This window comes from Thalassovita sp. (assembly GCF_034670005.1).
Classification (GTDB): Bacteria; Pseudomonadota; Alphaproteobacteria; order Rhodobacterales; family Rhodobacteraceae; genus Thalassobius.
On the sequence record NZ_JAXMOH010000006.1, the window covers coordinates 92,208 to 104,311 of the forward strand.

At 62.4% G+C, this 12,104-nt stretch carries 11 protein-coding genes; 7 read left to right on the forward strand and 4 right to left on the reverse strand.

From position 1 onward, the window contains the following. Positions 1 to 60: 60 nt before the first annotated feature. The 3 genes from glpD (at position 61) to VOI23_RS12190 (ending at position 3,761) form a co-directional block, all read left to right on the forward strand. The gene (gene glpD / locus VOI23_RS12180) at positions 61 to 1,617 is read left to right on the forward strand and encodes a glycerol-3-phosphate dehydrogenase (RefSeq protein WP_323785112.1); all 1,557 of its coding nucleotides are present in this window, start codon (positions 61 to 63) and stop codon (positions 1,615 to 1,617) included. Positions 1,618 to 1,678: 61 nt separating this feature from the next. Then, the gene (gene glpK, locus VOI23_RS12185; protein WP_323785113.1) at positions 1,679 to 3,178 is read left to right on the forward strand and encodes a glycerol kinase GlpK; all 1,500 of its coding nucleotides are present in this window, start codon (positions 1,679 to 1,681) and stop codon (positions 3,176 to 3,178) included. Positions 3,179 to 3,245: 67 nt separating this feature from the next. Beyond that, positions 3,246 to 3,761: an alkylphosphonate utilization protein gene (locus VOI23_RS12190; protein WP_323785114.1), complete on the forward strand. Its 516-nt coding sequence runs from the start codon at positions 3,246 to 3,248 to the stop codon at positions 3,759 to 3,761. Positions 3,762 to 3,816: 55 nt separating this feature from the next. Here VOI23_RS12190 and VOI23_RS12195 read toward each other — a convergent pair whose 3' ends face one another. Together VOI23_RS12195 and metG are read right to left on the reverse strand one after the other, a co-directional pair. After that, complete coding sequence (locus VOI23_RS12195; RefSeq protein WP_323785115.1) at positions 3,817 to 5,352, reverse strand: acetolactate synthase large subunit; 1,536 nt, start codon at positions 5,350 to 5,352, stop codon at positions 3,817 to 3,819. Between the two features lie 304 nt (positions 5,353 to 5,656). Further along, complete coding sequence (gene metG / locus VOI23_RS12200; RefSeq protein WP_323785116.1) at positions 5,657 to 7,369, reverse strand: methionine--tRNA ligase; 1,713 nt, start codon at positions 7,367 to 7,369, stop codon at positions 5,657 to 5,659. A gap of 169 nt (positions 7,370 to 7,538) precedes the next feature. Between metG and VOI23_RS12205 the strand changes: the two genes are divergently transcribed. From VOI23_RS12205 to VOI23_RS12215, 3 genes are all read left to right on the forward strand, one after another. After that, positions 7,539 to 7,970, forward strand: coding sequence for a DsrE family protein (locus VOI23_RS12205; RefSeq protein WP_323785117.1), 432 nt, complete (start codon positions 7,539 to 7,541; stop codon positions 7,968 to 7,970). Positions 7,971 to 8,054: 84 nt separating this feature from the next. Continuing rightward, positions 8,055 to 9,098: an aldo/keto reductase gene (locus tag VOI23_RS12210; RefSeq protein WP_323785118.1), complete on the forward strand. Its 1,044-nt coding sequence runs from the start codon at positions 8,055 to 8,057 to the stop codon at positions 9,096 to 9,098. 131 nt (positions 9,099 to 9,229) lie between these two features. Beyond that, positions 9,230 to 10,129 (forward strand): DMT family transporter, encoded by a 900-nt coding sequence (locus VOI23_RS12215; RefSeq protein WP_323785119.1) that lies wholly within the window; start codon positions 9,230 to 9,232, stop codon positions 10,127 to 10,129. Here the strand turns inward: VOI23_RS12215 and VOI23_RS12220 are convergent. Both VOI23_RS12220 and VOI23_RS12225 read right to left on the reverse strand, forming a co-directional pair. Continuing rightward, positions 10,092 to 10,799: an NUDIX hydrolase gene (locus tag VOI23_RS12220; protein ID WP_323785120.1), complete on the reverse strand. Its 708-nt coding sequence runs from the start codon at positions 10,797 to 10,799 to the stop codon at positions 10,092 to 10,094. The genes VOI23_RS12215 and VOI23_RS12220 overlap by 38 nt on opposite strands. 22 nt (positions 10,800 to 10,821) lie before the next feature. Next, positions 10,822 to 11,205: a DUF983 domain-containing protein gene (locus VOI23_RS12225; protein WP_323785245.1), complete on the reverse strand. Its 384-nt coding sequence runs from the start codon at positions 11,203 to 11,205 to the stop codon at positions 10,822 to 10,824. Positions 11,206 to 11,470: 265 nt separating this feature from the next. Here VOI23_RS12225 and VOI23_RS12230 point away from each other — a divergent pair, with 265 nt between their 5' ends. Continuing rightward, a complete protein-coding gene (locus VOI23_RS12230; protein ID WP_323785122.1) occupies positions 11,471 to 12,028 on the forward strand; it encodes an EF-hand domain-containing protein in 558 nt (185 codons plus the stop codon). Positions 12,029 to 12,104: the final 76 nt, after the last annotated feature.

Below are 12,104 nucleotides of genomic sequence, written 5' to 3' on the forward strand. Positions count from 1 at the left end.
CTTGACCCGAACATTTTCGAAATCCTAGACAGGGTGGTGAAACCAAGGCGAGTCGTGGACATGCCCGGAACGGAAACCTTTGATCTTTTCATTGTCGGTGGCGGTATCAATGGCTGCGGCATCGCACGCGATGCGTCCGGGCGCGGGCTGTCGGTGGGGCTGGCAGAAATGGGCGATCTGGCTCAGGCGACCTCTTCGGCCTCGACCAAGCTGTTCCATGGCGGGCTGCGTTATCTGGAATATTTCGAATTCCGGCTGGTACGAGAGGCGCTGATCGAACGCGAGGTACTGTTGCAGGCAATGCCGCATATCAGCTGGCCGATGCGCTTTGTATTGCCCTTGCACAAGGATATGAGATTTGATGGCGAAACCCCGGCGTCGCGGCTGCTGTCATTGGTCCTGCCGTGGATGAAGGGGCGGCGGCCGAACTGGATGATCCGGTTTGGTCTGTTGCTTTATGATCATCTGGGCGGGCGCAAGATATTGCCGGGCACCCGCGCGGTGGATCTGACGACCGATCCGGCCGGGCAGGGGCTTCAGGACCGGTTCACCAAGGCTTATGAATATTCCGATTGCTGGGTCGATGATGCGCGGTTGGTGGTTCTGAACGCCCGCGATGCCGCCACGCGCGGCGCGCAGATCATGACCCGGACCAAGGTTGTCGCGGCCCGGCGCGACGGCGATCTGTGGCGCATCAGCCTGCAAACCGACACCGGGATGCAAGAGGTGACAGCCCGCGCGCTTGTCAACGCCGCCGGCCCTTGGGTCAGCGAAACCCTGTCCGATGTTGTCCATGTCGACAGCCGGGCCGCGATCCGGCTGGTCCGGGGCAGTCATATCGTCACCCGCCGCCTGTTCGATCATGACAAATGCTATTTCTTTCAGGGCAATGATGGGCGGATCATCTTTGCCATCCCCTATGAACAGGATTTCACCCTGATCGGCACCACCGACGCCGATCATGCCGATCCCGACGACCCCGCCCGGATCAGTGAAACGGAAACCAGTTACCTGCTCGATTTCGCCAATGCCTATCTCAAAACGCAATTGACGGCGGACGATATCGTCTGGACCTATTCCGGGGTGCGGCCGCTTTACGATGACGGGGCAGGAACGGCGCAATCGGCAACGCGCGATTACGTGCTGAAGCTGAACCGCGATGGCGCGCCGCTATTGTCGATCTTTGGCGGCAAAATCACCACCTATCGCAAACTGGCCGAACATGCGCTGGAAAAACTGGCCCCGTTTATGGGCGTTTCGGACAAGGGCTGGACCGCCGGTGTTGCGCTGCCCGGGGGCGACCTGCCGGTGACACAGGTGGCAGACCACAAGGTGGCGCTGATCCGTCGCTACCCGTTCCTGACCGAAAAATGGGCCGAACGCTTGTTTCGTGCCTATGGCACCGAAGCGGGCCAGATACTGGGCGATGCCCGAACCGCCACCGATCTGGGCCGCGATTTCGGCGCCACCCTGACCGAAGCCGAACTGCGCTGGATGCTGACCCACGAATTCGCGCAGACGGGCGCGGATGTCCTGTGGCGGCGTTCGAAACTGGGCCTTCGGCTGACAGACCGGCAGGCGGCAGAGGTCGAGGATTGGATCAAGGCGCGGTCGTGAGGGCTGGAATCCGGCGCGCGGATTGGCCACTCTGTGACCAAAGGGGGGGGGAAGAAACGAAATGAGCTATATTCTGGCGATTGATCAGGGCACCACGTCCAGCCGCGCGATCCTGTTCGACAAGGATCTGCGCGTGGTGCAGGTGGCGCAGCAGGAATTTCCCCAGCATTTTCCGGCTTCGGGCTGGGTCGAACATGATCCGGCGGACCTGTGGGCAACCACGGTGCAGACCGCACGCGATGTGCTGGCACAGGCCGGGATCGACGCGGCGCAACTGGCCGGGATCGGCATCACCAACCAGCGTGAAACCACACTGGTCTGGGACGCGGACACCGGCGCGCCGCTGTATAACGCCATCGTCTGGCAGGACCGCCGCACCGCCGATACCTGCGCCGCCCTGCGCGCTGCGGGTCATGAGGAAATGATCAGCGGAGCGACCGGCCTGCTGCTGGACCCGTATTTTTCCGCCACCAAGGTGCAATGGATACTCGATCACTGCGACGGCGCGCGGGACCGGGCACAGGCAGGCAAGCTGCGCTTTGGCACGGTCGACAGTTACCTGATCTGGAACCTGACCGAAGGCCGGACCCATGCGACCGACGCCACAAACGCCGCCCGCACGATGCTCTATGACATTCACAAGGGCGACTGGAGCGTAGAGATTTGCGCCCTGCTCGACATCCCGATGTCGATGCTGCCCGAGGTCCGCGATTGCGCCGCCGATTTTGGCGTCACCGGGATACTGGGGGCAGAGGTTCCTATTCTGGGGGTGGCAGGCGATCAGCAGGCGGCGACCATCGGGCAGGCATGTTTCCGCCCCGGCATGATGAAATCGACCTATGGCACCGGCTGTTTTGCGCTGCTCAATACCGGCGATACGCCGGTGCGGTCGCGAAACCGGCTGCTGACCACGATCGCCTATCAACTGGACGGCAAACCCACCTATGCGCTGGAAGGGTCGATTTTCATCGCGGGCGCGGTGGTGCAGTGGCTGCGTGACGGCTTGGGGATCATCGACAATGCGGCGCAGACGCAGGCGCTGGCCGAAACCGCCGATCCGGCGCAGGATCTGGTGATCGTGCCTGCCTTTACCGGGTTGGGGGCACCTTATTGGCAACCTGACTGCCGCGGTGCGGTGTTCGGGCTGACCCGCGGATCGGGCCCCGCCGAATTCGCCCGCGCGGCGCTGCAAAGCGTCGGCTACCAGACCCGCGACCTGCTGCAGGCGATGCAGGCCGATTGGCCGGCTGAGACGCGCGGGCAGGATCAGACCACGCTACGGGTCGATGGCGGCATGGCGGCGTCCGATTGGACCATGCAGTTTCTGGCCGACATCCTGGGCGCGCCGGTGGATCGGCCCGACGTGTTGGAAACCACCGCGCTGGGTGCGGCATGGCTGGCCGGGATGCGGGCCGGAATCTATCCCGATCAGGCCGGGTTTGCCGCGACATGGGCGCGGGCCGATGGGTTCGAGCCCCAGATGGGTCAACCCGAACGCGACCGCCGCTATGCGCGGTGGCAGGCCGCTATTGCCGCGACAATCAGCGTTCCGTCTGCCTGATACCGGTATCTGGACAAGCCCCGGGGCAGGGTGGATAAGCAGCCAACCCAAATGAAAGGAATTCCCGATGTCCGATGCTTGCGCATTCTGTGGTGCTGCCGAAACGCAACCAGTTCAGGTTGCCCCGCGCGACGATAGCGTGGCGCTATGTGCCACCTGCGCCGACGGGGTACAAAACGGGGCTGCCGATACACCGCATTGGAAATGCCTGAACGATGCGATCTGGTCGACCGAACCGGCGGTGCAGGTTCTGGCCTGGCGGATGCTGCACAAGCTGGATGCTGCTTGGGCAAAGGACCTTCTGGACATCGCCTATCTGGAACCCGAAGTTCTGGAATGGGCCGAAGCCGGCCTGTCCGAGGAACCGCAGGTCGTGCACAAGGACAGCAATGGCGCGGTCCTGTCGCAGGGCGACAGCGTGGTCCTGATCAAGGATCTGCCGGTCAAAGGCGCCGGTTTTACCGCCAAGCGCGGCACCCCGGTACGCAATATTTCTCTGGTGCAGGACAATGAAGGCCAGATCGAGGGCCGGGTCGAAGGCCAGCGCATCGTGATCCTGACCCAGTTCGTGAAAAAGACCTGATCCAGGCCCCCGGAGAAAAATGAAAAAACCCGCCTATCCGGCGGGTTTTCTTTTGTCAGATCATCAATTCGATCAGCCGTGGCCCGTCGCCTGCATTGGCACGGTTGAGCTGGTCAACAAAGCTTTCCATATCCGTGGCCTGCGTCGCCGGGATGCCGAACCCCTTGGCGATCGACTGCCAGTCGGTGGCAGGACGATCAAGGTTGAACAACTCCTGCGCCGCCGGGCCCAGATTGGCACCCACGGCGGTCATTTCGCCCTGCAGGATCGCGTAACGGCGGTTCGACAGGATTACCGTGGTGACATCCAGCCCTTCGCGCGCCTGCGTCCAAAGCCCCTGCATCGTATAAAGCGCCGACCCGTCCGCCTGCAACGCCACCACGCGCCGGCCCGGTGCCGCCACGGCGGCACCCGTCGCCATCGGAATGCCCAACCCGATGGAGCCGCCGTTCAGGTGCAGGTAATCATGCGGTTTCGCGGTGGTGAACGCGGGCAACAACGCCCGGCCGTAGCTGACGCTTTCATCGACGATGATCGCGTTGTCCGGCAGGTTCTGGTTGATCGCGGCACCAAGCGCCTCGGGGCTGAGCGCACCGGTGAGGGTGCCGTGGTCAGGGGCAGAGGGCAGCGGCGCGTCTTCGGTCGCCTTGACCGCTTCCGCAATTGCGTCCAGCGCCGCCATGTGATCCTGACCCGGACGGGTGACCAAGTGACAGGTGCAGCCCTCGGGCATCGGTACGTTGGGCTTGCCCGGATAGGCAAAGAAATTGACCGGTTCGCGCGCGCCGATCTGGATGATCTGCTCGACCCCTTCCAGCGCCTTGATCGACTGGTCCACGTTATAGGGGATGCGTTCGATCGGCACCCGGCCCAGCCCGGCCTGCAGGCGCGGGATCTGCGACAGGGTCATCAGCCGCGCGCCGGTCTTGTGCGCGATGCGCCCGGCAATTTTCAACGGTGCTTCGCGCAGGGCGCGGTTCGACAGCAGCAGCACGGTTTTCTTGCCATTGCCCAGCATCTGCGCGGCGCGGTCCACCGCCAGCCCGGTCGGCCCGGTGGGCGGGGCAGGGGGCAGGTAGGCGGCGATCTGACCGCCTTCGGTCCACGCCGCATCCGAGGGCAGAATCAGGCTGGCCACGCCGGGGGCTTCCATGCTGGCGCGGACGCCTTCCATCGCGTCGGCGGCGACGCGGGCGGCGTCGACCGACCGGCGGGTCCAGACCGACAGGGTGCTGGCCAGCGCGGTGGTGTCAGCGGTCAGCGGCGGGTCGAGATGCACGATCGAGGTCGCCTGATCCCCGATCAGGTTCAGCACCGGGGTGTTGGCGCGCCGTGCATTGTGCAGGTTCGCCATGCCGTTGGTCAGGCCGGGGCCGCAATGCATCAGGGTGACGGCAGGCTTGTCCATCATCCGGCCATAGCCATCGGCCGCGCCGGTCACCACGCCCTCGAACAGGCCCAGCACGCAGCGCATACCGGGATGGCGATCCAGGGCGGAGACGAAATGCATCTCGCTGGTGCCGGGATTGGCGAAACAGGTATCGATTCCCGCCGCCAGCAAGGATTGGACAAGGCTTTCTGCGCCGTTCATGAAAAAACTCCCTCTCGTTTCCGGGGGAGTTTGCATGTTTCCGGGCCGGGGCCAAGGGCGCCAGAGCGGTTTCTGTTGAAGCGGGATGCATGACGTGCCGTCTTTGCCGTTTTGGCCCGGAACAAGGCGCTATGCGCCGCCGGGCCGCGCCCTCCCTCCCCCTTGGGAGGGCGCATTGGCGATGTGGCGTACCGTTCAGGCGGCGTTCGGGGCTTCAAGATAAACAGCAGGCCACAAAGGTTTGGTGCGCCCGCCCGAGGGAGGGCGCGGCTCTGCGTCCGCGTCAGGCGATCAAGATGCTGCCTTAGTCCCGCACCCCGGCGAACCGCTCCTGCCAGTCTTCGCGCTGCTCGTCGGTGATCTTGCCGAACAACACGTCGGGTACGGTGAAGCCGTGACCGGCGGGCAGGGCGGCCAGCGCCGCGGGCACGTCGTCGGGCCAGCTGTCGTCCTGGGTGTTCATCGCCGCCAGCATCTTGGCCGAGGTTTCGGGGATGAAGGGCGCCGACAGCACCGCGTAAAGCCGGATCAGGTTCAGGCCAAGGCGCACCTGTGCGGCGGCCTGTTCGGGGTCTTCCTTGAACGTGGACCAGGGCGCGGCGGATTGCAGATATTCGTTGCCCGCCACCCAGATCGCGCGCAGCGCCGAGGCCGCCTTGCGGACTTCCTTGTCCTCCATGAACTGCTCATAGGCGCGGATCTTGACTGTCAGCTCTGCGATCAGCGCCTGTTCCTGTTCGCCATAGGTACCGCCTTCGGGCACCGCTTCGGAAAATTTCGAGCGGCAGAACTTGGTGATCCGGCTGACGAAATTGCCCAGCACGTCGGCCAAGTCCTTGTTCACCGAGGACTGGAAGTTTTCCCAGGTGAATTCGGCATCCGACGATTCCGGCGCATGGCTCAGCAGCCACCAGCGCCAGTAATCCGCTGGCAGCAGGCTCAGCGCCTGATCCATGAACACGCCGCGCCCGCGCGAGGTGCTGAACTGGCCGCCATCATAATTCAGATAATTGAACGACTTGATATAATCGACCAGCTTCCACGGCTCATTCGAACCCAGAATAGTGGCCGGGAAGGACAGGGTGTGGAACGGCACGTTATCCTTGCCCATGAACTGGGTATAGGTCACGTCCCCGGCGCCCTTGTCGGTGCGCCACCAGCGTTCCCAATCGTTGCCCTTGCCCGCATCGACCCATTCCTGTGCGCAGGCGATATATTCGATCGGCGCGTCGAACCAGACATAGAAAACCTTGCCGTCCATGCCGCTCCATGGCGCGCCGTCGAATTGCGCCGGTACGCCCCAGCTCAGATCGCGGGTGATGCCGCGATCCTGCAAACCGTCGCCGTCGGTCAGCCATTTCTTGGCGATCGAGGTGGTCAGGATCGGCCAGCCTTCGCGGGTGTCGATCCAGTCCTCAAGCTGATCCTTTATCTTGGATTGCAGCAGGTAGAGGTGCTTGGTCTCGCGCATTTCCAGATCGGTGGCGCCGGAAATGGTGGAATGCGGGTTGATCAGGTCGACGGGATCGAGCTGCTTGGTACAGTTATCGCACTGATCGCCCCGGGCGCTTTCGAATCCGCAATTGGGGCAGGTGCCCTCGATATAGCGGTCGGGCAGAAATCGCCCGTCGGTGGGCGAATACATCTGGGTCTCAGAGCGCTCTTCGATCAGGCCGTTCTGGTAAAGCTGCACGGCGAAATGCTGGGTCAGTGTCTTGTTCGCCTCGCTCGACGAGCGGCCAAAATGATCGAAGCTCAACCCGAATCCTTCGGCGATCTGCGCCTGCACCAGATGCATCTCGGTGCAGTAATCCGCCACCGGCTGCCCGGCCTTGGCTGCGGCCAGTTCGGCCGGGGTGCCGTGTTCGTCGGTGGCGCAGATGAACATGACCTCGTTGCCGCGGGCGCGCTGATACCGCGCAAACAGATCCGCCGGAAGCTGGCTGCCCACAAGGTTGCCCAGATGCTTGATCCCGTTGATATATGGAATTGCCGAGGTGATCAGATGCCGTGCCATAAAGTCATGCCCTTACTGCGTTTCCCGATCCCTTTACCGCATGGTCGGTTGGGGTTCCAGCACCCAGTTCTGCCCGGGCTTTGGGCCGGGCGGATGCGGAACAAAACATTATATCATGATTTGTACGAATCTTCGGGTATAGTGAAGGTCCAAGTTAGGGAGGAAACACATGAAAAAACTGGTTCTCGCAACCGCATTGGCCCTCGCCCCGCTGGGTGCCTGGGCAGAAGGTGTCGTTCACAAAGTGGCAGTTCATGTCAATGACGGCGACCCCCGGGTTCTGAACATGGCGCTCAACAATGTTCAGAACGTCACCAAATATTATGAATCGCAGGGCGACACGGTCGAAGTCGAAGTGGTCGCCTATGGGCCCGGGCTGGTGATGTTCCTTGACGGAAAAAGCCCGGTCGCCGATCGCATCTCGACGATGGCGTTGGAGAACGACCATCTCAAATTCTCTGCCTGCGGCAACACCCTGCGCAAGATGAGCGAAAAGGCGGGCAAGGATGTCCCGTTGATGAGCGAAGCCAGCGTGGTGCCCTCGGGCGTGGTGCGCCTGATCGAATTACAGGAACAGGGGTTCAGCTACGTCCGGCCCTGATCGCAAAACATAACACCGACCCGTCTGGTCATTTCGGCCGGGCGGGTTATTCTGCGCCCTGACGCGACATGAGGGAGCAGCGACATGAAAAAAAATCCACTGGGCCGGACCGGGTTGATGGTCACCGACCTGTGCTTGGGTACGATGACATTCGGCACCCAGACCGAACCGCCCGAGGCCCATGCCCAGATAGATCTGGCGCTGGATCGGGGGATCAATTTCATCGACACCGCCGAAATGTACCCGGTCAACCCGGTGCGCAAGGAAACCGTCGGTCGGACCGAAGAAATCATCGGCGACTGGATCGCGGCGCACCCGGCGCGCCGTGGCGATTTCATTCTGGCGACCAAGCATTCCGGCGAAGGGTCTCATGCCCGCGACGGTGCGCCGATTTCGGCGCAGTCCATTCCGCAAGCCGTGGAAGGATCGCTGCGCCGGCTGAAAACCGATTGCATCGACCTCTATCAGTTCCACTGGCCCAATCGCGGCTCCTACATGTTCCGCAAGAACTGGCACTACGATCCGTCGACGCAGAACCGGGCCGATACGATTGCCCATATGGAAGACGCGCTGGGCGCGTTGCAGCAACAGATCGAGAAGGGCAATATCCGCCATTTCGGCCTGTCCAACGAAAGCGCCTGGGGCACGACCATGTGGTGCCAGACCGCAGACCGGACCGGTGGCCCGCGCCCCGCGACGATACAGAACGAATATTCGCTGCTGTGCCGGCTCTATGATACCGATCTGGCCGAGGTGACGGCGAATGAAGATGTCGGGCTGATTTGCTTTTCGCCGCTCGCCGCCGGATTGCTGAGCGGCAAGTACCAGCACGGCGAGGTGCCCGCAGGATCGCGCATGTCGCTGGTGCCGGAACTGGGCGGCCGCAAGACGGAACGGGTGTTCCCCGCCGTCGACGCCTATTTGCAGGTGGCGCAAAACCACGGTCTGGACCCGGTGCATATGGCGATCGCCTGGGCGCGGCAGCGGCCCTTCATGGCTTCGGTCATTTTCGGGGCCACGACCCTGGCGCAGCTCGAACATATTTTCGAGGCCAGCGATCTGGTCCTTGATGATGAGCTGATGACGGAACTGGATGGGGTGCACAAACAGCACCCGATGCCCTACTAGCCTGTCGGGTGTAAGGGCCTCGCCCCTCTGCGGTGGAAATCGGGGCGATTTCCACCGCATTCGTTCCGGGGTATTGACGCCCGGATGAAACCGATCTGGTGCTCTGCGCCGAATTCCTGCAAGAGGGCGTCATGATCTGGATTCTGGTATCAATCGCGGCGGCAGCGTTTCAGACGTTGCGCTTCATGCTGCAGAAATTTCTCAGCATGGGAACGCTGTCTTCGGGCGGCGCGACATTGGCGCGATTCCTGTTTTCCGCCCCCTTCGTACTGACATTGGCGCTGGGCTATGTCGGCTGGGGCGGGGCGGGGATGCCGGGGCTGGGGGGTATGTTTCTGCCTTTTGCGCTTAGCGGCGCGGTGGCGCAGATCCTGGCGACCTGGTGCGTTGTGGCGCTGTTCGCCAAACGCAATTTCGCCGTCGGCATCACGTTTAAGAAAACCGAAGTGGTGCAAACCGCGCTGGTGGGGTTTGTGGTGCTGGGCGACACCGTTTCCTTTGCTGGGCTTCTCGCCATTCTGTTGGGTCTGACCGGGGTTCTGGTGCTGTCGCAAGCGCCCGAAGGGCAGGGCGGCTGGGCCCGTCGCATCATGAACAAAGGGGCCGGGCTGGGCCTGCTGTCGGGGGCGTTATTCGCCGTCTCGGCGGTGGGATATCGCGGCGCGACCCTGCAAGTGGCCAGCGATGACCCGTTGATGCGGGCGCTTGTGTCGCTGGCCTTTGTCACCACGGTGCAGGCGATCGGGTTGAGCCTGTGGCTGGTCTGGCGCGAACCGGGGCAGCTGCGCAAGGTGGTCGGATCGTGGCGCACCTCGGTCTGGATGGGGCTGACGGGGCTGGGCGGCAGTCTGGGCTGGTTCACCGCCTTTACCTTGCAGAACGCCGCCTATGTTTTCGCTGTCGGTCAGGTCGAAGTGATCTTTTCCATCGCCGCCTCGGTGCTGTTTTTCCGCGAACGCCTGAACCGCCGCGAAATGGCGGGGATCGCCCTGATCAGTGCGAGCGTCCTGTCACTGGTCCTTTTCCTTTGAGCCGCAGGAACAGGTTCTCTTCTTCGTTATTCTTGAAATAGGGCACGTTGGACGGCGGCCGCAGATCATGCGCACGGGCGGCGACTTCGGCCAGCACGACTTCGGTGATGAAGGGCAGGTCGAATTCGCGCACCTTGGGCAGTGGAATCCATTGCAGATGCGAAAGCTCGTCACACGCAGCGTCGAAATCATCCAGATCGCTGGCGATTTCACCCGCGTCGATCAGGAAAAACCGCGCATCGAAACGCCGCGGCCGACCCGGCGGCGTGATGGCGCGGAATACGAATTGTAACGGATGCGCGGCGGGCAGGTGGCCGGTGGCAGCAAAGCTGGCCCAGTCCGCCGGCGGCGGGATGTCCCAACGGCCCTGCTGGCCAAGGACCAGGCCGGTTTCTTCCCATAATTCACGAATGGCCGCGACCGACAGCGCATGGCTGAGATCTTCGGCGGTGTCTTCGCGCAACCTGTCGCGGCAGACCTCGGGCATTTGGCTGGCCAGAGGAATATCGGCATCCTCGGCGTCGACCGCGCCGCCGGGAAACACGAATTTATTGGGCATGAACGCGGCATTCGCCCCGCGCTGGCCCATCAGAACATGCGGATCTTTCAGCCGGTCACGCAGCACGATCACCGTGGCGGCGTTACGGATGGCGGTCTTGTCTATCGTCATAGGTCCTCCCCGACGGCCGGGGTCAGCGGGTTTCTCCGAAACCATGCATACGCCGGGCCCATTGGAATCCAATGAGCGCCCCCTTCAGCCTGGGCAGAAGGTAAAGCGACAATCCGACGGTGCCAATAGAGAAGATGGCAATCAGCATCAGAGGTTCGGGCCGCCAGATTTCGAACACGACAAGCAACAGCGGCGCCATCAGGTGACCAACGATCAGAATGGTCAGATAGGCCGGGCCGTCATCGGCGCGATGATGTTGCAGCTCTTCACGGCAGACCGGGCAGCTGTCGCGAACCTTCAGGTAACCTTTGAGCATGGGGCCGCTGCCGCAGCTCGGGCATTTCCGCCGCCAGCCACGTCGAACGGCGGGCCAGGTTTCCCGGTCCTGCGTTTCGCCTGCCTGCATTGTCACCGTGTGATCCACAATTTCGTCCTCGTTTAAAGGTAAGCTGAATATCTGGGACATCTTGGCACGAAAAAAAAGAGCGCGGATCGTCATTGCGTCCCGATGTCGCAAACCTTGGGCGCGAAACGATCGAAATCACGTCGCCATCACAGCTGTGTGAACCAAGTGACAATCCGCGACGGAAGCGGTGGGCTGCCGCGTTGAAGCTTCAGAAAACGGGCGATGGACCTGAATTCACAGCGAAGTTTGAATGGAGAATAAACAGATGAAACGTTCTTATATCATTGCCGGCCTGACCGCGTTCGCTTTGGCGGGTACCGCCGTGACCGCATCCGCATTTGGCGGTGGCCACGGGGAAGGACCGCGCCAGCCGCGCATCGAATTCAAGGATCTGGACGCCAATAGCGACGGCAAGGTCACTGCCGAGGAAATGCAGGCGCATTTCAAGGCGCGGTTCGACGCAGCAGACACCGACAAAGATGGCAGCCTGAGCGCCGAAGAACTGGCCGCACGCGGTGAAAAAGACCGCGCTGAACGGATGCAGAACCGTCTGGACCGGATGATCGAACGCCGCGACGAAAATGGCGACGGAAAACTGAGCATGGAAGAAATGCAGCCCAAACAACAGGGCATGATGTTCGATCGTCTCGATGCCGACAATGATGGCGCGGTGTCGCAAGAAGAATTCGCCCGGATGGAAGATCGCGGTTCTCACGGCCGTATGGGCGAAGGCGGTCATCATGACCGTATGGGCGAAAAGGGTGGCGAGCACCGTCACCAGCGTCACGGCGATGACTGCGAGCGTGGACAGAAGAACCGCTGAGGCGAGGCCGATCAGCAGCAGAAGTAAGGTAGCCAGTTGAAGTTTAACAAGCGGGGCCGGAAACCGCCCCGCTTGT

Coding starts and splice junctions, on each gene's coding strand:
- glpD (WP_323785112.1), top strand. CDS start 61: ATGCCCGGAACGGAAACCTTTGATCTTTTCATTGTCGGTGGCGGTATC.
- glpK (WP_323785113.1), top strand. CDS start 1,679: ATGAGCTATATTCTGGCGATTGATCAGGGCACCACGTCCAGCCGCGCG.
- VOI23_RS12190 (WP_323785114.1), top strand. CDS start 3,246: ATGTCCGATGCTTGCGCATTCTGTGGTGCTGCCGAAACGCAACCAGTT.
- VOI23_RS12195 (WP_323785115.1), bottom strand. CDS start 5,352: ATGAACGGCGCAGAAAGCCTTGTCCAATCCTTGCTGGCGGCGGGAATC.
- metG (WP_323785116.1), bottom strand. CDS start 7,369: ATGGCACGGCATCTGATCACCTCGGCAATTCCATATATCAACGGGATC.
- VOI23_RS12205 (WP_323785117.1), top strand. CDS start 7,539: ATGAAAAAACTGGTTCTCGCAACCGCATTGGCCCTCGCCCCGCTGGGT.
- VOI23_RS12210 (WP_323785118.1), top strand. CDS start 8,055: ATGAAAAAAAATCCACTGGGCCGGACCGGGTTGATGGTCACCGACCTG.
- VOI23_RS12215 (WP_323785119.1), top strand. CDS start 9,230: ATGATCTGGATTCTGGTATCAATCGCGGCGGCAGCGTTTCAGACGTTG.
- VOI23_RS12220 (WP_323785120.1), bottom strand. CDS start 10,799: ATGACGATAGACAAGACCGCCATCCGTAACGCCGCCACGGTGATCGTG.
- VOI23_RS12225 (WP_323785245.1), bottom strand. CDS start 11,205: ATGCAGGCAGGCGAAACGCAGGACCGGGAAACCTGGCCCGCCGTTCGA.
- VOI23_RS12230 (WP_323785122.1), top strand. CDS start 11,471: ATGAAACGTTCTTATATCATTGCCGGCCTGACCGCGTTCGCTTTGGCG.